We start from the raw sequence: 25,688 nt of genomic DNA on the forward strand, positions 1-25,688 counted from the left end.
GAAAGGAGCAGACGAATGCGAAAGAGCCGTTTTACGGAGGCGCAAATCATTGCGATGATCAAGGAACAGGAGGCCGGAATGCCGACGGTGGAGGTTTGTCGCCGGCATGGGCTGAGCCCGGCGACGTTCTACAAGTACAAGTCGAAATACGGCGGCATGGGGCTTTCGGACGTGAAGCGCCTGAAGATGCTTGAGGACGAGAATGCCAAGCTCAAGCGCCTGTTGGCCGATGCGATGCTGGACAACGCGGTCCTGAAGGATCTCCTGGGAAAGAACTGACGACGCCGAGCGCGCGGCGTGATGCAGCGCTGCGGGCGATGCGGGATCATGGCATCTCGCAGCGCCGGGCCTGCAGGCTGGTCGGTGTCGATCCCAAGACGGTCCGGCGCGAACGCCCGCCGGACCATCCGGAGATCCGCGAAGCGATGAAGCAGATTGCGGGCAAGCGCCGCCGTTTCGGTTACCGACGGATCGGCGTGTTGCTCGAACGCAAGGGAATGATCATGAACCACAAGAAACTCTATCGCCTGTATCGCGAAGAAGGGTTGTCGGTGAAACGGCGGCGCGGGCGCAAGCGCGCCAGAGGCTCGAGGACGCCAATGCCCGAGGCGATCAGGCCAAACCAGCGATGGAGCCTGGACTTTGTCTCCGACACGTTTGGTGCTTCGCGTCGGTTCCGCATCCTGGCGGTGATCGACGATTGCTGTCGCGAGAACCTCTGCCTGGTTGCCGACACCAGCATCTCGGGCGCGCGTGTGGCGCGCGAGCTTGATGCTCTTGTCCGCCTCCATGGCAAGCCTGAAAGCATTGTTTCTGACAATGGGACCGAGTTCACCAGTCGGGCGATCCTCAAATGGGCGGACGACAATGACGTCGACTGGCATTACATCGATCCTGGCAAGCCTCAGCAAAATGCCTTCATCGAGTCGTTCAATGGCAGCCTGCGTGACGAGCTTCTGAACGAGGAGCTGTTCGATACTCTCGATGACGCCCGCCGAAAACTGGCCCTGTGGCGCTATGATTATAACAACGTCAGGCCCCACTCATCGCTGGGGAACCAGACGCCGGCCCAAGCGCGCCGGACGCTTGAGCGACCCAAAGGCTCCGCGCCCGGCGCGCTTGCCCAAACCGAAACCGCAGATTATGAAAACCAAACCCGCAGACTCTCGTTATGAATGAGGGACCATTGGGGGGCAGGTCAGACGGGATCGAACTGTGCCGCCGAATACGCGCCATGCGGCTTTACGCCCGGGTGCCGATCCTGATGATCACCGCGATGTCGGACAAATCCTATGTCGATCGGTCGTTCATGGCCGGGGCGACCGATTACGTCACCAAACCCTTCGACGTGCTGGAACTGGTCACCCGGATCCGGCTGGCCGACCGGCTGACCGAGGAAAGCCGCCGCGTGGCCGACCGCGACCAGGCGCTTCGCGCGCTTCAGGCCGAGGTCGAGGAAAAGGAACGCCGCTCGCTCGACGAACCGGTGGACATCGACGACGTGGACGGGGTGATCGACTATTTCGCGTTCGAGAACTACCTGCTGCAACTGGGCCGCGGGCGGCTGTTCATGTCGGCCCTGCTTGCCGTCAAGATCTCCAATATCAGCGAGATCTTCTCGCGCTGCTCGCCGCGATTCTTCCGCAATTTCGTGACCGACGTGGCCGAGGCCCTGTCGGACAGCATCGTGGGGCAGGATTTCCTGATGGCCTATCGCGGCTCGGGCATCTTCGTGATCGCCTTCGACCGCCGCTTTGCCGAAAGTATCGCGGACGAGTTGCGCGAGGACTTCCCCGCGCGGCTGTCCGAATTTTCGCCGCTTCACGACGACGGCACGCCGATCCGGGTCGAGGCGATCATCGGCGACCCGGAACTTCCCGGCCTGTTGAGCAGTCAGCGCGCCACCGATACCCTGCGCAAGGCCATTGCCAATGCCGAGCGCAAGGCGCTGGTTGCGGCGGCGGCAAGCGAGGCGGCCGCGCGGGTGCGCAGGAACAGGCCGCCGGAAGACGAGATCACCGTCGCCGTGTGATCCGCAAGAGGAGGCAGGGAAGATGTTCGAAACCCTCATCGCCGATGGCCTGGTGCGCATCCGGCAGAGTTTCGTTACCGGGCTGCACGATCACCACGAACACCTGGTCGAGGCGCAACGCCAGATCGACGCCGGCACCGACCTGCCGGCGGCGCTGGACGAGGCGCGGTTTCGCGCGCACAAGATCTACGGCACTGCCTCGACACTGGGCTTCGAAGAGCTGGGCCGGCGCGCCTGCGAATGCGAACAACTCATGATGCGCCTTCTCGACGACGACGCCCCCGCGGGTCAGCTGCCGCAGGCACGCGACTCGCTGGCCCTCCTGATCGACGAGATCGCGCGGGTGATCGAAACCCGCCACTGAACCGACCGGCCGAACAAGACGAAACGGCGGTGTCCCTTGCACCGCCGTTTTCGCCTTTGACGTGCCCCTCCTCCCCTGCCGGGCGGCGGGAAGGGGTGGGCTCAGGCAGCCGATTCCATGCGCATCCAGACGGCGCGGATCTCGTCGCCAAGCGCCATCGGATCGAACGGCTTGGTGACAACCGCAATCGCGCCCGCGGCCAGGAACTGGGCCACCTCGTCTTCCTGAACCTTCGCCGTCATGAAGATCGCTGGCGTATCGGCAAAGCCCGGCAGCTTGCGCAGCTCGGCCAGGGTCTCGGGGCCTGATTTCTGCGGCATCATCACGTCCAGCAGGAACAGGTCGGGTTGAAATTCCGGTGCCTTGTCAACGGCATCCTTCCAGTTGCTGCAGGCCAGAACCTCGAACCCGTGCAACCCCTCAAGCGCCATCTTGGCAATCGCAAGAATGTCGGGATCATCCTCGACATGCAAAATTCTGGCCAGTTTACGCATCTGCGGTTTCCTCCATTTTTTCAAGAAACGCCGTCCTGCCGTGGCACCGCAGCGCCTTCAGGATCGACTTCGTCAACTCTTTCCACTCGACTTTACGGTCCCGCAGAACCGCGGCAACCGCCTCTCCGGTGATGGGGCGACCGTTCTCGTCCGCACGCGCCATCACCAGCAGCGGCACCGGTTCCTCCAATGCCGCCAGAGCCGTGAACAGGTCGGCACCGCCGTCCCGCGACAGGGCAATATCCAGCACCACGAGATCGGGGTTTTCCTCGCCCAGCCGTTCCTCCAGATCGGCCGCCGATTCCACCCGCTCGATCCTGTCCTCCTCGCCGATTGCACCAGCAAGGGCCTCGTCCAGCTCGGAATGGCGACTCGCCAGCAGGATCCGCCGCCCATCTCCGCCCAGCCGCTCCAGCGCCTGCGCGACCCGGTCCGTCAGCTGCGGCTCCGCCTCGTCCTCCGCCTCGATCCAGTCGAGCATCTCGAAGGCCGAACCGGTCAGTTCCTCGCGGTCTTCGTCCACGGCCGCCCCCACCGCCGCAACCGACAGGCCGGCGGTGTCAGGATTGCGGCGCAATTCGTCCAGAAGCTTCACCCCCGTATCATCCGGCAGGCCGACATCGACCGTCATCCCCTGGAACTTCGCCTGGGTCAGCATCCGGCGCGCATGCTCGGCCGAGGGCGCAACGCTTGCGCGGCATCCGGCGCGTTCAAGCCCCAGCCACAGCACGATCGCCGCATCCGGATCGCCCTCGCAGACCAGCACATGCGGTCGCCGCTCGCGCGGCAGGTCTTCGCACGGGTCCTGCTCTGACCCGTCCGGCCCGTCGCCGCCCAGCAGCGGCAGGTCGAAGAAGAAGGTGGTCCCCCGCCCCTCGGCACTGACGAAATCGATCCTGCCGCCGTGGGCCTCGACAATCGCCTTGCTGATGCTCAGGCCCAGGCCGGTGCCGCCCTTCTTGCGCACGTCCGAGGAATCGGCCTGCGTGAACCGCTCGAAGATGGTGGCCTGCGCCTCGACCGGAATCCCGATGCCGTAATCGCGCACCGAAACGCGGGCCTGCCCGTCCCGGGCCTCCACGATCACGTCCACGACCTTGCGCTCGCCCGCGAACTTGGCGGCATTCGACAGCAGATTGGCCACCACCTGGCTGATGCGTCCGCGATCGAGATTGCACATGACCGGCGTATCGGGAAGGTTCAGACGGAATTCCACCCCGTGTTCCGCGGCAAAACCCTGATCGGCCAGCACCGCCTTGCCCACCAGATCGGCCAGATCGACCGGCTCCTTGTGATAGGACATCTGCCCGGCCTCGATCTTTTCCCAGTCGAGAATGTCGTTGACCAGGTTGCGCAGCCGTTCGGTGTTCGAATAGGCGATGTCGATCATCTCGGCCATCTTCGCCGGATCGCCCCCGGCCACCCCGGCCTTGAGCAGCCCCAGCGAGCCCTTGATCGAGGTCAGCGGCGTGCGCAGCTCGTGGCTGACGGTGGAAATGAACTGCGCCTTGGCGATCTCGGCCTGCTTGCGTTCGGTAATGTCCTGATAGACCGAAAGGAAACGGGGTTTCTCGCCCTCGGGCTCGATCAGGTGCAGATAGATTTCCAGCGGCGTGCCGTTGCGGTCCACGGTTTCGAACACCATCGACCGTTCCGGCCCCTTCAGCAGCGTGCGGCACTTCTCTTCCAGCACCTCCTGCTGCTTCGGGGTGATGTATTCCCAGGTGTGCCGGCCATGCCATTCGCGTTCGTCCCAGCCCACCCGTTCAAGTGCCGCGCGATTGAGATAGAGGAACTGGTAGCTGTCGGGCCAGAACACATAGACCTCGTTGCGGATCAGGTCGAGCGAATGCTTCAGCTGGCGCACCTCCTCTTCCGCCCGCGCCTGCCGGGTGACGTCGGTCAGGATCGCCATGAATCGCGGCCGGTGCCCGTCGGATTCGATATATTTCAGGTCGAACTCGATGATGCGGGAACGCCCCGGAGCCACCTCGACCTCGCGCCGGTAGGTCATGCGCTTGCGCTCGCCGGTAACCAGCGGCTGGATCGCCCTTTCGTATTCCTCGGCCGTGGGGCCGCCCTCCAGGTCCATCGGCGTGAGACGATAGAGCTCTTCCTCGGACATGCCGATGCGCTCGCGCGCGGCCTTGTTGACATAGAAGAACCGGCGGGTGTCGGGCCAGAACATGTAGATTTCCTCGCCCATCTCGTCGAGCGTGGCCTTGAGCAGCCCCACCGTGTCCAGCGCCTCGGAATAGCCGGACACGTCACGCAGCGTGACGATGAAGCGCGGCTCGGCCCCTTCGGGGCGGAAAAGCTGCACATGAACATGCGAGGCCAGGCGCCGGCCGTCAGGCGCGATCCGCTCCAGTTGCAGATCGGCCGCATCCGAACAGCCCTGCGAAAGCTCTTCCAGCTTGCAGGTCAGCCGCGCCGCATCCTCGGGATCGAAGAGGTCGAAAAGCGTCCGCTGCTTCAGCTCTTCCAGGCTCATCTCGGCCGCCTCCAGCGCCCGGCTGTTGGCCGAGATGACCTCGAAGCTGCCGGGGCGCAGCTTGAATACCTCGTCCGGCACGCCTTCGAGGAACTGCTGCAGGTTCATCTCGGTCTGGGCCAGCTTGGTTTCGGTGGTGTCGGTCTGGATCCCGATGAACTTGACGATCCGGCCATCGGAGTCGCGCTGCGGGACGATGGTGCTCTGCACCCAGTAGCAGCTTCCATCCTTGCGCCGGTTCTTGATCTCGCCGGTCCAGGTCTCGCCGCGGCGGATCGTGTTCCACAGATCGGCATAGAACTCGGGCGAATGGAAACCCGATTTCAGGATGTTGTGCTTTCGCCCGATCAGCTCTTCGCAGGAATATCCGGTGAGCTCCATGAACTTGTCGTTCACGTAGATCATGCGCCCCTGGGCGTCGGTCACGCTCACGATCGCGTGGGCGTCGATGGCGCGCTGCCGGAAGGCAAGCTCCGATGTCTGCCGGGTCAGCAGCTCGCCGCGCGTGCGCGCCATGCGCACACCCTGGCGCACGGCGATTGCCAGCGCCGCGATGGTAAAGACGATCAGCGCCGCCCCCATCGCCAGCCACATCCGGTTGTCCCACAGCGCCGCGGCGAAGGTCTTGTCGCCGAAGGTTTCATAGGGGGGCGCCTTGAGCTGGCGCAACAGCAGGTGAACCGGCCAGTAGTTCAGCGCGGTTTCCCACGAATAATACTGCCCGTCCGCAACCGCCGGATGGCCGGGCCCGATCCGGCCCAGCACGTCGATGACCTGCTGGGTGATCCGGTTGGGCGCACCGGGATGCACCGCAAAGACCCATTCCGGATAGAGATCGGTCGAGACGAGAAACGGAAAGCCCGGCATCTTGCGCGGCGCCACCGCCCGGAAGTCGTCCATGTCGATCAGCCCGGCCTCGGCCATGCGCTCCAGCGTACCGGTGCGCACCACGCCCACATCGGCGCGCCCGTCGCGCACCGCGAACACCACGTCCTGCTGGTTGCCGCCGGCGAACGAGACCGACCGGAAGAAGCGGTCCGGTTCGATCCCGGCATCCTGAAATTCCTTCAGCGCCATTTCCCAGCCGCCGAAGGCGTGCGGCGCCACCGCCATCAGGCGCAGGCCCCGCAGATCCTGCAACGACTGCACGTCCGCGCGCGACTTGCCGACGAAGATCACCGAACCGAAGCGGTCCAGCGGCTGCCCCTTCCAGACATTGGCCAGCGACAGGCGCTCCTCGACCCCGTGGCGCACGTCCATCTCGACGAAGGTGCCCGGATCGGTGATGACATAGTCGAACTCGTCCCGTTCCGCCCCGGCGACGATGGAGTCGGGGCTCTCATAGGTTCTCAGGACAAAGCGCGCGCCGTTGATGCCCTCGTTCAGCGCGTCGATGGTCGGCTGCCAGCGCTGGCGCGCGGCGGCCTCGCCCAGATGCGCGCGCACGCCGATGACCAGGGTATCGGGCGCCGGCTCGGCGCGGGTTTCAGCCGCAGCTCCGGCCTCCGGAACCGGCCCGGATACCGTCTGGGCCCGAAGCATCTCTGCCGGCCCGGCCAGTACCAGCGCCAGCGCAACCGCCACGATGGCCCGGCCGATCCGTGCCGATATTCCGCCCGGACGGCCCCACGGTGCCCTGTCCCGGCCGTGTTCGTCATTTCCGCCCAACGCGCTCGTGCCTGGCCGTTTCATCGCCGACTGCTCCGCTCTCGTTCCTCCCGACGACCGGCTGCCACCCTCGCCTGCCGGGTCGTCCGCAGCCTGCATGGAACCCTGAAAATATGTCCATTCTGGGGCGCGAACCGGGGCCAAGTCTTGGAATTGTGCGGCCCATTCCGGGGCAGCCTCCGGCCCTTCGGTTGCGGAAAGGTTACCGGTGGTGTAGTGGCTGCGGGGCAGGATACTCCGACAGGGACAGGCGCATTGAAGGCAGTCATTCTGGCAGGCGGGCTGGGCACGCGGATCAGCGAGGAATCCCACCTGCGCCCGAAACCGATGATCGAGATCGGCGGCCGTCCGATCATCTGGCACATCATGAAGATCTACGGCGCCCACGGGATCACCGAATTCGTGATCTGCTGCGGCTACAAGGGCTACATGATCAAGGAGTATTTCGCCAACTACTTCCTGCACATGTCGGATGTCACCATCGATTTGTCCGACAACGCCATGGAAGTTCACAACCAGAGCGCCGAGCCCTGGAAGATCACCCTTGTGGACACTGGTGAGATGACCCAGACCGGCGGGCGCATCCGGCGCATCCGCCCCTTCATCGACGGCACCTTCTGCCTGACCTATGGCGACGGGGTGTCGGATGTGGACATCACGGCGCTGATCGACTTTCACCGCGCCCAGGGCTGCGAGGCGACGCTGACCGCGATCCAGCCCGCCGGCCGCTTCGGGGCGCTTGCGATCGAGGGCGACCGGGTGCGCAGCTTTCACGAAAAGCCAAAGGGCGACAACCGCTGGGTCAATGGCGGCTTCATGGTGTGCGAACCTTCCGTCTTCGACCGGCTGGAGGGCGACGACACCGTGTTCGAGCAGGAGCCGCTGGAAGGGCTGGCCCGCGACGGTCAGCTTGCCCTGTGGAAGCATGACGGCTTCTGGATGGCCATGGACACCCTGCGCGACAAGAACCGGCTTGAGGAGATGTGGGCCTCGGGCAATGCGCCCTGGCGCATCTGGGAACCGCTGAGGCGCTGAGCGGCAGATGGGCTTCTGGACGGGCAAACGGGTTCTGGTCACCGGACATACCGGCTTCAAGGGCAGCTGGCTGACCCTGTGGCTGCACGAGCTGGGCGCCGAGGTGCACGGCCTCGCCCTGGCCCCCGACACCGAACCAGCACTGTTCGACCAGCTGCGCCTTGCCGCCGACATGCCCGGCCACCGGCTGGGCGACATCCGCGACGGCGCGCTGCTTCGCGACCGGGTGGCCGAGGTCCGCCCCGACGTGGTGTTCCACCTTGCCGCCCAGCCGCTGGTGCTGGAGGGCTACCGCGACCCGGTGGAAACATGGCGCAGCAATGTCATGGGCACGGTTCACCTGCTGGAGGCGCTGCGCGGCCTCGACCGCCCCTGCGCCGCCGTCATCGTCACCACCGACAAGGTCTATGAGAACCGCGAATGGGTGCACCCCTATCGCGAATGCGACCGGCTGGGCGGGCACGACCCCTACAGCGCCTCCAAGGCCGGCTGCGAGATCGCAGTGGCCAGCTTCCGCGCCTCGTTCTTCGGGGTTGATCACCCGGTGCGCATCGCCTCGGCGCGGGCGGGCAACGTGATCGGCGGCGGCGACTGGGCGGAAAACCGCCTCCTGCCCGATATCGTCCGCGCCCTGACCGCAGGCCGTCCCGTCCCCGTGCGCAACCCCGCCGCCCGGCGGCCGTGGCAGCATGTGCTCGAACCCCTCTCGGGCTATCTGCGGCTGGCCGAACGCCTGCTGTCCGGCGCCGCGCCGGTGGCCGAAGCCTACAATTTCGGCCCCGAGGTGCACGATGTTCGCCCGGTGCGCGCGCTGGTGGAAGGGGCGCTGGTCCACTGGCCCGGCGGCGAATGGCAGGACGCCTCCGACCCCGACGCCCCGCACGAGGCGGGGCTGCTGTCGCTGGGTATCGAACGGGCGCGCGCCGATCTGGGCTGGGCGCCGCGCTGGGATTTCGAGACCGGCCTGGCGCGCACCATGGAATGGTATCGCGCGGTGCATGAGGGGGCCGACCCGCTGGCCCTGACCCGCCGCCAGATCGCGGAGTTCGGCGCGCCATGATCTTCCGCCCCCTTCCCCTTCCCGGCGCCTTCGAGATCGAGATCGCGCCGCATGAGGACGCCCGCGGCCTCTTCGCCCGCATCTTCTGCGAAAAGGAGTTTTCCGCCCGCGGGCTGACCACACGCTGGGTGCAGATGAACGTCTCGCTCTCGCGCGCGGCCGGCACGCTGCGCGGGATGCATTTCCAGCGCCCGCCCGCCGCCGAGGTCAAGCTGGTGCGCTGCCTGCGCGGGCGCGCCCTCGACGTGATCGTGGACCTGCGCCGCGACTCGCCCGGCTTCGGCCGGCACTGCGCACTCACCCTCGACCCCGAAAGGCGCAACGCCATCTACATCCCCGAAGGCTTCGCCCACGGCTTCCAGACGCTGGCGCCCGATACCGAGCTGATGTATTTCCACTCGGCGGCTTATGCCCCCGAACACGAAGGCGGGGTCAATGCGCTCGACCCAGCGCTGGGAATCGACTGGCCGCTGGCGCCGGTCAACCTCTCGGCACGCGACCGGGCGCTGCCGCCGCTGAACCGGACGGAGCTGCCATGACCACGCCCACCGCCACGCCGACCTGCCGCCACTGCGACTCGCCGCTCGAACAGGTGTTCCTCGATCTCGGCCATGCGCCGGCCTCGAACGCCTATCTTTCGGCCGAGGACCTCTCGCGCCCCGAGATCACCTGGCCGCTGCGCCTGCGCGTCTGCGGGCGCTGCCGGCTGGTCCAGACCGAGGATTTCGCCCGCGCCGACGAGCTGTTCACCGCGGATTACGCCTATTTCTCCTCGACCTCGCAAAGCTGGCTGAAACATGCGGCCGACTATGCGCGGATGATCACCGAACGCTTGTCGCTCGGCCCCGCCAGCCATGTCATCGAGGTGGCCTCGAACGACGGCTACCTGCTCAAGAACTTCGTCGCCGCCGGCATTCCCTGCCTCGGGATCGAACCCACCGAAAGCACCGCCCGCGCCGCCCGTGCGATCGGCGTGCCGGTCATGCGCGCCTTCTTCGGCGAAGAGATGGCCCGTACCCTCGACAAGGCCGACCTGATTCTCGGCAACAACGTCTATGCCCATGTCCCCGACATCAACGACTTCACCCGCGGACTGCGCACCGCGCTGAAGCCGCAGGGCGTCATCACGCTGGAATTTCCCCACCTCATGCGGCTGGTCGAATTCAACCAGTTCGACACCGTATATCACGAACATTTCTCCTATCTGTCGCTGCTGGCGGTGGAGCGGATCATGGCCGCCGCCGGGCTGCGCGTCTTCGATGTCGAGCAGCTGCCCACCCACGGCGGCAGCCTGCGCATCTATGCCTGCCACGCCGGGGCGGATCACCCCGAAACCCCTGCCGTCGCCGCCCTGCGCGCGGAGGAAGCCGCCCGCGGCATGGACGGGGATGCCTTCTACGCCGCCTTCCAGGCCCGCGCCGAGAAGGTGAAGAACGACTTTCTGCGCTTTCTGCTGGAGGCCCGCGCGCAGGGGCGTTCGGTCGCCGCCTATGGCGCCGCGGCCAAGGGCAACACGCTGCTGAACTTTGCCGGGGTGAAGCCCGATCTTCTGCCCTTCGTCTGCGATGCCGCCCCGGCAAAGCAGGGCCGCTTCCTGCCCGGCAGTCACATCCCCATCCTTGCCCCCTCGGCCCTGCGCGAGTCCCGCCCCGACTATCTGGTGATCCTGCCCTGGAACATCGCCGGAGAGATCCGGGCACAGAATGCCGATCTGGCCGCCGCCGGCACCCGCTTCGTCACCGCCGTGCCCGAGCTGAGGGTCGCGTGATGGCCGGCCGGGTTCTTCTGACCGGAGCCACCGGCTTCGTCGGCCGCGCCGTCACCACCGCGCTGCGCGCGCACGGCCTGCCCCTGCGCCTGGTGATCCGCCGCGGAACCGCCGACCGCATCGCCGATCCGGCCCCCGGCGACGAGATCGTGGAGACGGGCGACCTCTTCGCCGAATCCGCCGACTGGTGGGCCGAAAACTGCGCCGGCATCGACATGGTGCTGCACCTCGCGTGGTATGCCGAGCCGGGCAAATACCTCACCTCCGCGCGCAACCTCGACTGCCTGGCGGGCACGCTGGCGCTGGCCCGCGGCGCCGCCCGCGCCGGCGTGCGCCGCCTTGTCGGCACCGGCACCTGCTTCGAATACGACCTGCGTCCCGGCCGGCTGACCCCCGACACCCCGCTCGCCCCCGCCACGCCCTATGCCGCCGCCAAGGCGGCCGCGTTCCTCACCCTGCGCGAATGGCTGCCGCTGCAGGGGGTCTCCTTCCTCTGGGCGCGGCTCTTCTACCTCTACGGCCCGGGCGAGGATGACCGCCGCCTGGTGCCCTATCTGCACCGCCAGCTCGCGGCCGGAGAGCCGGCCGAGCTGACCTCGGGCCGGCAGATCCGCGACTTCATGGACGTGCGCGACGCCGCCCGGCTCCTGGTGGCGGACGCGCTGAGCGACCGCCAGGGCGCCACCAACATCGCCAGCGGCGAGGGCATCACCGTGCGCGCCCTGGCCGAGCGCATCGCCGACGGCTATGGCCGGCGCGACCTTCTGCGCTTCGGCGCCCGGGCCGAAAACCTGACCGATCCCCCCTGCGTCATCGGTCTGCGCGAAACCGAGGCGGAGAGCACGCCATGACCAATCACAGGCTGCTTTACGAGGCGGCGGATTTCCCGATCTTCCAGAACCGGATGCACGACAGCGCCGAAGAGGCCCGCGCCTGCCCGCGCGGCCGGATCCGGCTGGTCGAGGATCTGCACTCGGGGCTGGTGCGCAACGCCGCCTTCGACCCGGCGCTGATGGAATATGACGCGGCCTATCAGAACGAGCAGGCCAACTCCGCCCCCTTCCGCGCCCATCTCGAACGGGCCGCCGCGCTGATCCGCGAAACCATGTCCGACCGGCTGATCGAGGTCGGCTGCGGCAAGGGCACCTTCCTGAACATGCTGGCCGCGCGCGGCGCCCGCATCACCGGCTTCGATCCCGCCTATGAAGGCGACGATCCGCGCATCCGCAAGGCCCTGTTCGGGCCCGGGCTGGGGCTTGGCGGCGCCGATCTGGTGCTGCGCCATGTGCTGGAGCATATCGCCGATCCGGTGGATTTCCTCCGGCGCCTGGCCGAGGCGAACGGCGGCTCCGGGCTGATCTACATCGAGGTCCCCTGCTTCGACTGGATCTGCCGCAACCGGGCCTGGTTCGACATCTTCTACGAGCATGTCAACTATTTCCGCCTGTCCGACTTTCACCGCATCTTCGGCCGCGTGGTGCATGCCGGTCACTGCTTCGGCGGGCAGTATCTGCAGGTGATCGCCGACCTTTCGACCCTGCGCCGCCCGCGCCGCGATCCGGCCGACCCGGTGCGCTTTCCGGCCGATTTCACCGCCGGGCTGGAGGCCGCCCACACCACCCCCCACGATATCGTCTGGGGCGGCGCGTCAAAGGGGGTGATCTATGCGCTGCTGCGCGAACGCGCCGGCCGCCCCGTAGCCGGGGTGATCGACATCAACCCGGCCAAGCAGGGGCGCTTCCTGCCCGGCACCGGGCTGCGCGTGCATTCGCCCGACGAATTCCTTCCCACCCTGCCGCCCGAGGCCCGCATCCTCATCATGAACCCCAACTATGCCGACGAGATCCGGGCCATGTCCGGCAATTCCTTCTCTTATGTCGAGGTAGGCGCATGAGCGACTTCAGATCCGAAATCACCGAACGCAGCGCGAAAATGCGCGAGGACGAACCGCTGCAGCGCGCGGCCATGGACTTTCTGCGGGCTTCGGCCGCGGCGCAGTATTCCTACAACTTCCACTGGCTGGACCGCCCGATCATCCAGTATCCCCAGGATATCGTCGCCATGCAGGAGCTGATCTGGCAGGTCCGCCCCGATCTGGTGATCGAAACCGGCATCGCCCATGGCGGCTCGCTGATCTTCTCGGCCTCGATGCTGGCGCTTCTCGACATGTGCGAGGCGATCGAGGCGGGCGAAACCCTCGACCCGCGCCAGAGCCGGCGCAGGGTGCTGGGCATCGACATCGACATCCGCCCCCACAACCGCGCGGCACTGGACGCCCACCCCATGCGCTCGCGCATCGAGATGATCGAGGGCTCTTCCATCGACCCGGATATCATCGCCCGCGTGCAGGACTTCGCCGCCCCCTTCGGGCGGGTGCTGGTCTGCCTCGACAGCAACCATACCCATGACCACGTTCTTGCCGAGCTGGAGGCCTACGCGCCGCTGACCTCGGTGGGCAGCTACTGCGTGGTCTTCGACACGCTGATCGAGGACATGGGCGAGAACGCCTATCCCGATCGTCCCTGGGGGCCGGGCAACAACCCCAAATCGGCGCTGCGCGAATATCTGAAAACCCACCCGGAGTTTGAAATCGACCGCGCGATCTCGGACCGGCTGCTGATCTCGGTGGCCGATGACGGCTATCTGCGCCGCCTGCGCTGAACCCCACCGGCAGGAGCCCCCATGCTGATCTCGGTCATCATCCCCACCCGCGAACGCGCCCGCTATCTGCGCCATTCGGTGCAGACCGCCCTTGGCATCGACGACGCAGATGTGGAGATCATCGTCTCCGACAACGCCTCCGAGGACGAAACCCCGGACGTGCTGGCCGCCATCGACGATGCGCGCCTGCGCCACATCCGCACCGACCGGCGGCTGTCGATGCGGCAGAACTTTCAGTTCGCGCTCGATCACGCCCGCGGCGACTATGTGATCTATTTCGGCGACGACGACGGCATCCTGCCGGGGCAGTTCCCGATCCTGCGCGAGCTGCTCGAACGCGAACGCCCCGACGGGCTGAGCTGGAGCCTGCTCACCTATGGCTGGCCCACCCGCGAGATCGGCAAGAAATCCGGTGGCATCCGCTTCCGCCCGAACGCGGTCTTCGGCGAAACCGAATGGATCGACACCGCCGCCCGCCTGGCCGCCACCGAACGGGCCGATCTGCGCAACTTCCAGTATTTCCCGCGCATCTACCACGGCGCCGCCTCGCGCGAATATCTGAGGCGCGCCGCCAATGCCGACGGCGTATTCTTCTGCGGCTCGATCCCGGACGTCTATTTCTGCTACCGCGCCTGCCAGACGGGAGGGCGGTTCCTGTTCGCCCGCCACCCCTTCTCGATCAACGGCTACAGCCCCGCCAGCACCGGCGGCTCCCACGGCGCCGGCTCGAAGAAAGAGACCCGCGCGACCTCGGCCCAGCGGTTCCACCGGGAAAACGAAGACGATCCCCTGCGCGACGTGATCCCCAGCTCCCACTCGATCGCACTGGCCTTCTTCGCCACCCTGGAAACCATCGCCGAACGCTTCCCCGAACCGCCGATCCGCCCCGACTATCCGAACTGGTATGCCCATGTGCTGAGCGAAGCTCGCACCAAATCCCCCGATCTGCGCGATGAAATAATCGCCAGCCTGCGCCGCCGCGCTGCGGAAAACGGCTCGCTGGAGGCACTCGAAAATCCGGCACAGGCGGCACCGAAGACAAACAAGACTCTCTCCGACCGCTGGGAAAAGCTCGTCGGTAACGTCACCAGCCGCCGCCTCTCGGCCGAGCGGGACGGAGAAAACACCATCCTGACCGCCACAAGAATGTGCGACGAGGTCCTCGGGCAGCTCTACCGCGCCATGCTGCACAAGGACATGTCCCGCGACCGGGCATGGTCACAGCTGATCCGCAACGCCCGCCGCTTCCGCCGCACGCTTTGAACTCCCCGCGCACGGCTCGCCCCCTTCCTCTTGCCCCAAATACTCCGGGGGGTGCGGGGGGCAGAGCCCCCCGCCCACGGACCATCAGCCGATGATCGCGTTCAGCGTCGCGCTTGGCCGCATCACCGCCGCCACCTTTTCCGGATCCTGGTGATAATATCCGCCCAGATCGACGGGCCGGCCCTGCACCGCCGCCAGCTCGGCCAGGATCTTTTCCTCCTTCTCGGCCAGCGCCTTCGCGATCGGGGCGAAATGGGCCGCCAGCGCGGCATCCTCGGTCTGCGCGGCCAGCGCCTCGGCCCAGTAGCGGGCGAACCAATAATGGCTGTCGCGGTTGTCGGGCTGACCCACCTTGCGGCCGGGAGAGCGGTCGAACTCCAGCACCTTCGCCGTGGCCTCCTCGACCGCCCGGCCCAGAATCGCCGCCCGCGCGCGGCCCTGCGATTCGGCCAGGAAGTTGAACGATTCCCCCAGCGCGCAGAACTCGCCCAGGCTGTCCCAGCGCAGGTGGTTCTCGGCCAGAAGCTGCTGCACATGCTTGGGCGCCGACCCGCCGGCGCCGGTCTCGAACAGCCCCCCCCCGTTCATCAGCTTGACGATCGACAGCATCTTGGCCGAGGTGCCCAGCTCCAGAATCGGGAACAGGTCGGTCAGATAGTCGCGCAGCACGTTGCCGGTGACGGCGATGGTGTTCTCGCCCTTGCGGATGGTCTCCAGCGAAAACCGCGTCGCCTCGCGCGGGGCCATGATCGCGAACTTGTCGGCCGCGCCTTCGGCTTCGAGGATCCGCTTCACATGGCCGATCAACTCGCGGTCATGGGCACGGGCTTCATCCAGCCAGAACACCGCCGCATAGCCGGTGGCCTTCTGGCGGGCAATCGCCAGCTTCACCCAGTCCTCGATCGGCGCCTTCTTCGCGGTGCACGAGCGCCAGATGTCACCCTTCTCCACCGCGTCCTCGAACAGTACTTCGCCATTGGCGGCAATCATGCGGATGGTGCCATCGGCGGGCGCCTCGAAAGTCGTGGGGTGCGAGCCGTACTCCTCAGCCTTCTGCGCCATCAGGCCGACATTCTGCACCGTGCCCGCGGTGGAGGGGTCCAGCTTGCCGGTTTCCTTGAAGTAGCTGATCGTCTCGTCATAGACCGGCGCATAGCAGCGGTCGGGAATGCAGCACTTGGTGTCGGCCTCGCCGCCATCGGGCCCCCAGCCCTTGCCTCCATTGCGGATCAGCGCCGGCATCGAGGCGTCGATGATGACGTCCGAGGGCACATGCAGGTTGGTGATGCCCTTGTCGGAATTGACCATGTACATGGGCGGACGCGCCGCCATCGCCGCCTTCAGGTCGGCCTCCAGCTCGGCATCGCCCTTGATGCGGGCCTCCAGATCGCCGATGCCGGAATTGGGATTCCAGCCCAGTTCTTTCAGCTTCTCGCCATGGCGGGCGATGAACTCCTCCAGATAGACGCTGACGAAATGACCGAAGATGATCGGGTCCGACACCTTCATCATCGTCGCCTTCAGATGCACCGAGAACAGAACCCCCTTCTCGGCCGCATCGCGGATCTGCTCGGCCACATAGGCGCGCAGGGCGCGCACCGACATGAAGGTGGCATCGACCACGGTGCCCTCGGGCAGATCCACCCCCTCCTTCAGCACGGTTTCGGCGCCCGAGGCATCGGCAAACACGATCTTCGCCGCCCCCGCCTGCGCGGCGGTGACGGTGGTCGATTTCTCGTTCGCATAGAAATCGCCGCCGGACATCGAGGCCACATGCGTCCTGCTGTCGGCGCTCCAGTCGCCCATGGAGTGGGGATGCTTGCGGGCGTATTCCTTGACCGCGACCGCCGCCCGGCGATCGGAATTGCCCTCGCGCAGAACCGGGTTCACGGCCGAGCCCTTGATCGCGTCATAGCGCGCGCGGATCGCCTTTTCCTCGTCGCTCTGCGGCTCTTCGGGGTAGTCGGGCAGCGCATAGCCCTGCTCCTGCAACTCCCTGATCGCCGCCACCAGCTGCGGCACCGAGGCCGAGATGTTGGGCAGCTTGATGACATTGGCCTGCGGCGTCTTCACCAGCCGGCCCAGCTCGGCCAGATCGTCGGGCTGACGCTGATCCTCGCGCAGATACTCGGGAAATGCGGCGATGATTCGCCCGGCCAGCGAAATGTCCTTCGTCCCGACCTCGATTCCGGCGGCCCCGGCAAAGGCCCGGATGATCGGCAGAAGCGAGCCGCTCGCCAGCTGGGGAGCTTCGTCTACCATGGTATACACAATGTCGGGAGTGTTTTTTTCTGCCATCTGTCCTGACCCTTTTTTCAGAAATTGCGGAAGCTGCACGGTCGGGCGCCTCCCCCGCGAACGGGGGCGCGTCAGAGTTCGACCTGCCCAATAGGCGAAGCGGGCGAAAAGATCAATTCATTGCAGCGGCGAAGATGCGGACATGATGCCACGCCGGTGTGAGGGGGCGCTGCCCCCTCCGGGCCTGCGGCCCGTTCACCCCCGGAGTATTTTGGGCAAGAGGAAGAAGTGCACGACGAACCTCATCCCTTCCTCTTGCCGGAAATACTCCGGGGGAGTCGCGGCTTGCCGCGACGGGGGCAGCGCCCCCTTGTTTCAGAGGCTGCCGGCCTCCCGCCGGCTCTCCCTGGCCAGAGAACTCAGTCCCACGTCGTCAAGGATCGCATACACTGCCGGCAGCACGAACAGCACCACGATCCCCGAAGCCAGCAGGCCGAAGGCAAGGCTGGTGACCAAGGGGATCAGGATCTGTGCCTGCAGGCTGGTTTCGGTCAGGATAGGCAGCAGCCCCGCGATCGTGGTCCCCGAGGTGAGGAAAATCGCCCGGAACCGCGCCCGCGCGGCCCTTGCGGCGGCCTTGGCCACGGTCTTCGCCTCGCCGTGTTCGTGCTTGACGAAGGCCACCAGCAGGATCGAGTTGTTCACCACCACCCCGGCCAGCGCCACGAAACCCAGCATGGACGGCATGGAAAAGTCCAGGCCCATGAGGATGTGGCCATAGATGGCACCGGCCAGCGACAGCGGGATGATCAGCATCACGACGATCGGCTCCACATAGGAGCGGAACAGGAAGCTGAGCAACAGGAAGACCCCGATCAGCCCCACGAGGAATCCCTTGAGCATGGATTTCTGGGTCTTGGTGGCCTCGGCCCGCTGGCCTTCGACATCGAGGATGATGCCGGGATAACGCGCCAGCAGGTCGGGGACGAAGCGTTCCAGCGTGTCGCTGACGATGACGGCGGCATTGGCGATGCGGGTGTCGATGGTGCCCTGCACCGTCACCGTGCGCAGGCCGTCCTCGCGGTTGATGCGGTTGTAACCCTGACCGGTTTCGATCTCGGCCACCAGCCGCAGCGGCACGAAGCTGCCATCGGGGCGGGTGATCACGAAATCGTCGAAAGCGGCCAGCGAGCGGCGGCCGGTTTCATCCAGGATCGCCGTGACTTCCAGCAGGTGTCCATCCACCTGCATCTCGCTGACCGTGCTGCCCAGCCAGGCGGCGCGCAGCTGGCCTGCGACCATCGCCGCGGTGATGCCCATGGGTGCCGCGGCATCGTTCAGGCGGATGCGGAATTCCCGCTTGCCGGGGCGCAGATCGTCCAGCACCGAGGTCACGCCGCGATAGCTGCGGATCCAGCCTTTCAGCTCCTGCGCAGCCGCCGCGAGGGAGGCCAGATCGTCGCCCTTGAGACGCATGTCGATGGCAATGCCGGCCGGGCCGATGGTCGATTCGGCGTATTTCAGGCTGATCACGTCAGGCAGTTCGCCTACCGCCTTGCGCCAGTGCTCCATGATCTCGTCGGGACGGCTGCTGCGCTGTTCCGACGGCAGCAGATCGACGCTGACCGTGGCCACATGCGGGCCTGACTCGAAGGCATCCCGGTTGAACCCGTAGAAAACCGATACATGCCGCACAAGCCGCGCACCGCCCGGCTGGAGGGGGCTGAGCGCGGCGTCGGTTTCCGCAATCCCCGCCTCGATTCGTGCCACGATTTCCTCGGTGCGCGCCAGGGGCGTGCCCTGCGGCAGCAGCAGCCGGGCAACGATGGTATCGCCGTCAAGTTCGGGGAAGGCCACGAATTTCAGGTAGCCGCCGGTCAGCATGCCCACCGACGAGGCCATCACCGCCACCGCGATCCCGGCGGTGACATAGCGATGCCGGATGGTCAGATCCACAAGCGGCCCCACCGCCCGTTCGCGCAGCCGGACAAGGGCAGCATTGGCGCGCGCCGCCACACCCCGCGGCCGGCGGTCGGCCCGCAACCCGTGGACAAGGTGGTGGGGCAGGATCAGGAATGCCTCGATCAGGGAGACCAGCAACACGAACAGCATCACCACCGGCACCACCCGCAGAACCGCGCCCAGATCGCCCGACAGGAAGGCCAGCGACCCGAAGATCATCGCCGTGGTCCCGAACGAGGCCAGCACGTTGGGAAACACCTGCCGCGCGCCTTCGCTGGCGGCCCGAAGCGGGGCCATGCCGCCTTCGCGCAGCCGGGCGATGTTTTCCGAAATCACGATCGCGTCGTCCATCAGCAGGCCGATCACGATCAACAGCCCCAGCGTGGTCATCAGGTTGAGCGAGTAACCCATCACCCACATCAGGAAGACCCCGCCCATGAACGACACCGGCAGCCCCATGGCCACCCAGAAGGCAAAGCGCAGCCCGAAGAACGCCCACAGCAGCAGGAACACCAGCACCAGCCCCTGCAGCCCGTTGACCACCACCAGCTGAAGACGCTCGCGCACCACCGAGGTGTTGTCCGAGGTGATCTCCAGCACCACGCCGTCGGGCGCGCGGGCACGTTCGGCCTTCAGAAAGGCGGTGAGCCGGTCCAGGACCCGAAGCGCGTCCTGCGCCCCGGTCTTGTAGATGTCCAGAATCGCCGCCGGTGCCCCGTCGAAGGTGATCCGGTCCTCGTCCAGGGCGAAGCGCTCGGTGATCTCGGCCACCTCTCCCAGCCGCACCTGCCCGCCATTGGCGGCCGAGCGGATCACCAGATCGGACAGGGTTTCGACGCGCCGGCGTTCCTCGGCCACGCGGATCAGGAAGCTTTCGTCGCGCATCTCGATCGAACCGGCGGGCAGATCGAGGCTGCCGGCGGCGATGGCGCGAGCGACGTCCTCGACCGACAGGCCGAAGTTGCGCAGCGCCTCGCGGCGCAGGCCGACGCGCAGCTCGCGGGTGGAAAAGCCGCGGACCTCGACGATCGGAATCCCGCCCCGGCGCAGCATGCGGGTGCGCAGATCCTCGGCGTAGTCCTTCAGGGCGGTGCGTCCGGCAATGCCGGTGACCGCCACAGAGGCCACGAAATCGGTCAGGCCCAGCGGCGTCACCCGGACGGTTTCGGCCCGGTCAGGGAAATCGGTGATCGCCTCGACCTGCGACTTCACGTCGGCCACGAAGGCCTGGAAATCCTCGCCCTCGATCATCTCGGCGGTGGCGCGGGCAAGCCCTTCGCGCGATTCGCAGGACTGGCGGTCCAGCGCGGTAACCGCATCCAGAGCGTTCTCGATCCGTTCGCAGATGGCGGTTTCCACATCCTCGGGCCGGGCACCCGGATAGGGCACGGTGATCTCGACCCGGCGGGGATCCTTGCGCGGAAAGGTCTCGCGCAGAAGCTGCGGCCCCACCAACACCCCCGAGACCAGCAGCAAGATCATCAGCAGGTTGGCAATGGTCGGGTGACCGGCGAAGAAGCGGATCATCGCGCCGCCTCCGTCCCGGCGATCTCGGCCATCAGCTGCCGGTCGGGACGGGGGTCGAGCAGCATCCCCTCGACCATCGGCACGGGACGGGAGACCACGACGCGTTCGCCGACCTCCACGCCTTCGGCCAGCACCGCAAGCCGGTCGCGGAAATACGCCACCCTCACCGGGCGCCACAGCAGGCGCCCATCCTCGCCGACCACGGCCACCCGCCCGTCATGCAGGGCGCTGCGGGGCACCGCGATGGCCGGGTCCAGGCGCCCCTCAAGCACCCCTTCGACGAACATGCCCCGGGTCAGCGGCGGGCGAACGCCCAGCCGCGCATCGGCGTAAGGGTCCTCGACCCTCAGGATCACCCCCACCGTTCCGGTTTCGGGGTCGATGGTATTGCTGATCCGGTCCATCATGGCCGGCCATGCGACCGACTCGGTCCCCAGCTTCAGCACCAGCCTTGCGCGCAACCCCAGATCGGCCAGCCGCTTGCCCAGCGTGGTCGGATCGATGACCGGTCCGTCGGGATCGCGTCCGAGCTGGCGGAACAGGGTGATGAGATCGGCGGCGGCAATGCGCGCCTCGACCTCGGCCGCGTCCACTCCGTCGAAGCGGGCCACCATCTGACCCGACCGCACCAGCTGGCCGATTTCCACCGACACCTGGTCCACGCGCCCCGAGAAGGGCAGGCGCAGCTCGGTGCGTTCGATGCTCAGCATCGCGGCCTTCTCGGCGCTCTGCTGCACGGCGATTTCCTCGATCAGCACCTGCCGCTGGGTCGGCAGCAGCGCCAGCGCGTTCTTCAGCCCCTGCACCTTCTGACGTTGCGCCAGCCAGGCGGCACGCGCCGCATCAAGCGCCGATTGCGCCGCCGTCCCGCCCTTGTAGAGCCTTTCCACGCGGTCGAGCTCGCGCCGCTTCAACGCCAGCGCCTCTTCTTCGATCGCCAGCGCCGCCTGCTGGTTGGCCCGGGATACCTCGATTTCGTCCAGACGGGCGCGGGCGGCCCGGATACTGGCGCGGGCCTGAGCCAGCGCCAGCCGGTAATCGGCATCCGACAGCCGGACGACCAGCGCCCCTTCGGGAAGAATATCGCCCTTTTTCAGCAACGGGTTCACATATTCGGCAGTGCCCGAAACCTGGGCGATGGCCTCCCAGCTGCGGGCCGGGGTCACACGGCCAAAACCCGAGGCGCGCGGAGCGACGGGCAGCCTGCGGGCCTCGATCACGCGCACGGCGACGGCGCGCTCGGCCACCGTATCCTGGACCGGCGCGGGGCGGGTGGCAACCGTCCAGGCGACGAAGCCCGCTCCGGTCAGGGCCAGGGGCAGGGTCAGCAGCAGAAGTTTCAATCCCGGTCTCATGGGGTCCTCCGGTCGGGTGCAAATCCGCTCAGCAGAAGATCGAGCAGTCGCGGGCCGTCCCGGTGCAGGATCCGCGGATCGCGCGCAACAAGCATCCGCAGCACCAGGCTCTGGATCAGTCCGAGGATCAGCAGCGAAGCGTCCTCCGCATCCAGGTCGCGGCGAAACCTGCCGGCCCTGGCGGCCGCATGCACCAGCGACTGCAGCGCCTGCCGGTATTCCGCCATGGCCTGCACGATCGGTTTCTGGAACGTGACCTGCGGGCCGGAGCCTTCTGTGCGCATGGTCATCAGCTCAGGCAAGGCCGGGTGGCGGGCCACCAGATCCAGATGCGCCCGCACCAGCCCCTTCAGCCCCGCGACCGGATCATCCGCAGAGCCTTCGAGCCTGACAATGTTGGCCCGGATTTCCTCGGCAAGATATTCCGAGGCCATGCGCCAGATGTCCTCCTTGTGCGGGAAATGCTTGTAGATGGCCGGCTGCGTCACGCCCAGCCGGGCCGCGATCTTCCCGGTCGAGACCTTGTCCGGCCCGTTGCTCCAGGCAAGATCCAGCACCGCACGCAGGATTTCCCTGCGGCGCTCGGCTCCGGCCTTGCGAGAGGGGGCGGTCATCGCCGGACCCGGCCGAGCAGCAGCGCCACCACCGCCCAGAACGCCGCCCTGACGCCCAGTGCCAGCGCCGTGCGCACCTCGAACGCCCCGCCCAGGGCGACATGGATCGCGAAGGCCGCCGCAACCAGCAGCGTCGCCACCGCCAGCAGCACGGCAAGCGCAAATGCCCGGCCGATCCGGCCACTCCAGATTATCGCCCCGGTCAGGACGTAGAGAAACGCGGCCCCGAAATTGAACTTCACGACAAAGGGCACATAGGCCCCGGCGGCCTCGCGCGCGGCGCCGAGGTCCATCAGCACCGCGCCCGACTTGTAGAGGCTGAGCAGCCCGAACAGGATTGCGGCGACGGCGATGGCGCGGGTCAGGGCTGGGACTGGGGATCTGACATTCTGTTTCATGTTCATGGCGGCTCCGGCATCGGCAGGTCATTCGGTTATAGACATATAACCATAACCGGATTCGTCAACCGCCCGCTGCTGCGAAATCGCGGCGAGGCGCCGTGCCGGGCCTGTCCGAGGGACCGCCTGCGCGGGGCGCGGGGGTTGCTGGAGCATGTCGCGTTCATTTCATTCGCACGACATGCCCCACCCCCTTGTTTTCGCATGTCCGAGAAGCTCGAAACCGGTTCCCACTTTCGAGCGACATGCTCTGGATGCGCACGATCACAAGTCCGGAGGCCGCTCCCCCCCCGGCTTCGGGATTGCCCGATCCGCCCTGCCCGACCGATCAGAAGATCAGGTCACCCGCTGCCGCCGTGACAGGCGCACCGCCGTTTTCCAGATCTATCTGCATGTCGGCCAGCATGTCGCCGTCGAGATCGAGGCTGACGAAGCCGGCCCCGATGACGACCTCACCGGCAGTTCCGGTGAAGGCCGATACCACGCTCCCCGTCAGGGAAAGCGCCGCGAACAGGTTGCTGAAATCCAGGACATCCACCCCGGTTTCGAAATCCTTGATCAGATCGCGCGTGCCATCGGCCGTGCCGCTGGCCTGACTGTCTGCGAAAACGAAGATGTCGGCACCCACACCACCGCTCATCGCGTCCGCGCCACGGCCTCCCTCCAGCGTATCGCCCCCGCCGCCGCCGGCAAGCTGATCGTTGCCCGCACCGCCTCTCAGAAGATCGTTGCCGAGCGCCCCGGAAAGAACGTCGCTTCCCTGATCCCCGCGAAGAGTGTCGTTGCCGCCCCCCCCGCGCAGGAAGTCGTTTCCCTCATTGCCACCAAGAATGTCGTCACCGGCGCCGCCATCGAGCCGATCCACCCCTTTGCCCCCCGAGAGGACATCGTTGCCGGCCTGGCCAAACAGCCGGTCCTTGCCCGCTTCTCCCTTCATGAGGTCGTCGCCGGTTCCGCCGGTCAGGCGGTCGTTTCCGGCACCGCCGCGCAGATTGTCCGCGTCCGCTCCTCCGGCCAGGGTGTCGTTGCCATTGCCGCCATTCAGGCGATCGAGGCCGGCGCCGCCGTCGAGATCGTCCGCCCCGGCACCGCCGTTCAGCTTGTCGTTGCCACCTCCTCCAATCAGCGTATCCATCCCTCCGGCGCCGATCAGCTTGTCTTTGCCCTTGCCACCATCCAGGCTGTCATTGCCGGCGCCGCCGTCCAGGAAATCCGCCCCCGCCTGCCCGGCAAGCCAGTCGGCCCCGGCATCGCCGGAAAGGTCATCGTCGCCGTTGCCGCCTTCCAGCGTGTCGTCGCCGTTGCCGCCTTCCAGTATGTCATCGCCGCCGCGACCGGAAAGAACATCGTCCCCGACATCGCCAACCAGCCAGTTGTCGGCGCCGTTGCCTTCGATATCGTCGTTCCAGACCGTCCCCAGCACGTTTTCGAACGCGGTTGCGTCAAAGGTTCCGGCCTCGCCCAACGGTCCTCCGCTCGCCGCAACCAGCGACACCTGGATCCCGTCGGTTCGTGCACCGCCCCCCGGCGGCGGCAGGAAGCGAAGGGTCGAGAAATCCAGCCAGTCGCTACCCGCCCCGCCATCCAGCACGAGGCCGTCCAGATCGGCCTGGGTGCGCTGGAAATCCGGCGCAAGCGCGGGAGCATACAATTGGGAATAGTCCCCGAAATCGAACCGGACCAGGTCATCCCCGGCGCCGCCCTCGACCATGTCCTTGCCGCCCCGGGTGAAGAAGGTATCGTCGCCGCCACCGCCACGCATCACGTCGTTACCGGACCAGGAATAGATCATGTCATCGCCCGCCCCCCCGATCATCGTGTCCGCATCGCCCAGGTGATGCACCGGCGGCGGAAAGTCGAAAGTTTCGGTCGGGTCGTCGGTGTCGATCAGGATCACCTGGTCCGCCGTATTGCTGCGCAGCAGATCGTTGCCCTCTCCACCGATGAGGGTCACCGGCTTGCCGCCCCGCCCCGGATCGGGTTCGGCCGTGAGCGTATCGTTGCCGTGGCCGCCCAGCAGCCGCAGGATGGAGCCGGACGCGCCCATGTTGTCGTCAAGATGGCTGCCATGAACCGTCTCGATGTTGCTCAAGCTCACCAGAGCGGGTCCGAGCGGGCCAAGATAGGCGATTTCGTCGGTCAGCGTGATTCCGGGGTCCACGTCGCTCAGCAGGAATTCCAGCGTGTCGGCCCCCGGACCGCCATCCGCCTCATGGGGCGAGGTCAGATAACTGCTCGGGTTGCTCAGGACCGAGAAGAAATCGTCGCCGGCGCCGCCGAATCCGTAGTCGATGGTGACGTTGAACTTCTCTCCGATATAGATGAGGTCGTCTCCGTCCTCGCCATAAAGCCAGTTGGTGCCCCGCCCCCCCGCCAGCGTATCGTTTCCGCCGCGGCCGTAAATCGTGTCGTCATCCGAAAAATGCGGGCCGCTTGGCGTATCGACAGGGGTATCGCCGAAAATATTCTCGGACGTGCCGTCGCCGATCACCAGATGCGACCCGTCCGGCTGAACGCTGCGTGTAACCATCTCTCCTCCCCGGCGGAGCGTTCATACAGCCCGCCTGCTGCAAGGTCTCGCTCATCGGACCGCACGCCGGGGGACGAAAACCCGAACTGACCCGCCACGCGGCGGATCAAGCCTGCCAGATTTTCGGATCCATTTCAAATTTCCACCGGCGATGCGACCGGGCTCCTGGCCGGGGAGGCCCTGCCTTCGAGAAACCGCCGACGACATCGCCACGAAGAAGCACCG

General features: G+C 66.6%; 19 protein-coding genes. 11 read left to right on the top strand and 8 right to left on the bottom strand.

What is annotated here, in order from left to right:
• Positions 1-15 precede the first annotated feature (15 nt).
• From ACZ5CM_RS16770 to ACZ5CM_RS16780, 3 genes are all read left to right on the top strand, one after another.
• Positions 16-1,175, top strand: a protein-coding gene (locus ACZ5CM_RS16770) for an IS3 family transposase (protein ID WP_464637742.1) whose coding sequence is annotated in 2 segments (ribosomal slippage) — positions 16-265 and positions 265-1,175 — 1,161 coding nt in all. Because the reading frame shifts where the segments join, the coding sequence is not laid out codon by codon here.
• Positions 1,176-1,234: 59 nt separating this feature from the next.
• On the top strand, positions 1,235-2,032 hold the full coding sequence (locus tag ACZ5CM_RS16775; RefSeq protein ID WP_464642833.1) for a response regulator: 798 nt from the start codon (positions 1,235-1,237) through the stop codon (positions 2,030-2,032).
• Between the two features lie 22 nt (positions 2,033-2,054).
• Positions 2,055-2,396, top strand: a complete 342-nt coding sequence (locus tag ACZ5CM_RS16780; RefSeq protein WP_464642835.1) for an Hpt domain-containing protein — start codon at positions 2,055-2,057, stop codon at positions 2,394-2,396.
• Positions 2,397-2,497: 101 nt separating this feature from the next.
• On the opposite strand, the gene ACZ5CM_RS16785 is transcribed toward ACZ5CM_RS16780, so the two are convergent.
• Complete coding sequence (locus tag ACZ5CM_RS16785) at positions 2,498-2,890, bottom strand: response regulator (RefSeq protein ID WP_464642837.1); 393 nt, start codon at positions 2,888-2,890, stop codon at positions 2,498-2,500.
• Positions 2,883-7,076: a PAS domain S-box protein gene (locus tag ACZ5CM_RS16790; RefSeq protein WP_464642838.1), complete on the bottom strand. Its 4,194-nt coding sequence runs from the start codon at positions 7,074-7,076 to the stop codon at positions 2,883-2,885. Before ACZ5CM_RS16790 ends, ACZ5CM_RS16785 begins: the two co-directional genes overlap by 8 nt.
• Before the next feature lie 231 nt (positions 7,077-7,307).
• Between ACZ5CM_RS16790 and rfbF the strand changes: the two genes are divergently transcribed.
• From rfbF to ACZ5CM_RS16830, 8 genes are read left to right on the top strand one after another with little or no spacing between them, the layout of a single operon-like run.
• Positions 7,308-8,087: a glucose-1-phosphate cytidylyltransferase gene (gene rfbF, locus ACZ5CM_RS16795; RefSeq protein WP_464642840.1), complete on the top strand. Its 780-nt coding sequence runs from the start codon at positions 7,308-7,310 to the stop codon at positions 8,085-8,087.
• Positions 8,088-8,094: 7 nt separating this feature from the next.
• Positions 8,095-9,147: a CDP-glucose 4,6-dehydratase gene (gene rfbG, locus ACZ5CM_RS16800; protein WP_464642841.1), complete on the top strand. Its 1,053-nt coding sequence runs from the start codon at positions 8,095-8,097 to the stop codon at positions 9,145-9,147.
• Positions 9,144-9,686: a dTDP-4-dehydrorhamnose 3,5-epimerase gene (rfbC, locus tag ACZ5CM_RS16805; RefSeq protein WP_464642843.1), complete on the top strand. Its 543-nt coding sequence runs from the start codon at positions 9,144-9,146 to the stop codon at positions 9,684-9,686. Before rfbG ends, rfbC begins: the two co-directional genes overlap by 4 nt.
• Positions 9,683-10,915, top strand: coding sequence for a class I SAM-dependent methyltransferase (locus ACZ5CM_RS16810; protein ID WP_464642845.1), 1,233 nt, complete (start codon positions 9,683-9,685; stop codon positions 10,913-10,915). The genes rfbC and ACZ5CM_RS16810 overlap by 4 nt, the downstream gene beginning before the upstream one ends.
• Positions 10,915-11,766, top strand: a complete 852-nt coding sequence (locus ACZ5CM_RS16815; RefSeq protein ID WP_464642847.1) for an NAD-dependent epimerase/dehydratase family protein — start codon at positions 10,915-10,917, stop codon at positions 11,764-11,766. Before ACZ5CM_RS16810 ends, ACZ5CM_RS16815 begins: the two co-directional genes overlap by 1 nt.
• Positions 11,763-12,809 (top strand): class I SAM-dependent methyltransferase, encoded by a 1,047-nt coding sequence (locus tag ACZ5CM_RS16820; protein WP_464642848.1) that lies wholly within the window; start codon positions 11,763-11,765, stop codon positions 12,807-12,809. Before ACZ5CM_RS16815 ends, ACZ5CM_RS16820 begins: the two co-directional genes overlap by 4 nt.
• The gene (locus ACZ5CM_RS16825) at positions 12,806-13,576 is read left to right on the top strand and encodes a cephalosporin hydroxylase family protein (protein WP_464642850.1); all 771 of its coding nucleotides are present in this window, start codon (positions 12,806-12,808) and stop codon (positions 13,574-13,576) included. The genes ACZ5CM_RS16820 and ACZ5CM_RS16825 overlap by 4 nt, the downstream gene beginning before the upstream one ends.
• A gap of 21 nt (positions 13,577-13,597) precedes the next feature.
• Positions 13,598-14,839, top strand: a complete 1,242-nt coding sequence (locus ACZ5CM_RS16830; RefSeq protein WP_464642852.1) for a glycosyltransferase family 2 protein — start codon at positions 13,598-13,600, stop codon at positions 14,837-14,839.
• A gap of 84 nt (positions 14,840-14,923) precedes the next feature.
• On the opposite strand, the gene ACZ5CM_RS16835 is transcribed toward ACZ5CM_RS16830, so the two are convergent.
• The 6 genes from ACZ5CM_RS16835 to ACZ5CM_RS16860 form a co-directional block, all read right to left on the bottom strand.
• Positions 14,924-17,137: an NADP-dependent isocitrate dehydrogenase gene (locus tag ACZ5CM_RS16835; protein ID WP_464642853.1), complete on the bottom strand. Its 2,214-nt coding sequence runs from the start codon at positions 17,135-17,137 to the stop codon at positions 14,924-14,926.
• 315 nt (positions 17,138-17,452) lie between these two features.
• Entirely contained in the window at positions 17,453-20,566 is a 3,114-nt protein-coding gene (locus ACZ5CM_RS16840; RefSeq protein ID WP_464642855.1) for an efflux RND transporter permease subunit, read from the bottom strand.
• Positions 20,563-21,909, bottom strand: coding sequence for an efflux RND transporter periplasmic adaptor subunit (locus tag ACZ5CM_RS16845; RefSeq protein WP_464642857.1), 1,347 nt, complete (start codon positions 21,907-21,909; stop codon positions 20,563-20,565). Before ACZ5CM_RS16845 ends, ACZ5CM_RS16840 begins: the two co-directional genes overlap by 4 nt.
• 8 nt (positions 21,910-21,917) lie before the next feature.
• Positions 21,918-22,535: a TetR/AcrR family transcriptional regulator gene (locus ACZ5CM_RS16850; protein WP_464642859.1), complete on the bottom strand. Its 618-nt coding sequence runs from the start codon at positions 22,533-22,535 to the stop codon at positions 21,918-21,920.
• Positions 22,532-22,939 carry a hypothetical protein gene (locus tag ACZ5CM_RS16855; protein WP_464642861.1) on the bottom strand — a complete coding sequence of 136 codons (408 nt, stop codon included), beginning with the start codon at positions 22,937-22,939 and terminating at the stop codon, positions 22,532-22,534. Before ACZ5CM_RS16855 ends, ACZ5CM_RS16850 begins: the two co-directional genes overlap by 4 nt.
• 322 nt (positions 22,940-23,261) lie before the next feature.
• Positions 23,262-25,463 carry a calcium-binding protein gene (locus ACZ5CM_RS16860; protein WP_464642862.1) on the bottom strand — a complete coding sequence of 734 codons (2,202 nt, stop codon included), beginning with the start codon at positions 25,461-25,463 and terminating at the stop codon, positions 23,262-23,264.
• Positions 25,464-25,688: the final 225 nt, after the last annotated feature.

The sequence above is a fragment of the Piezobacter thermophilus genome (assembly GCF_055386745.1).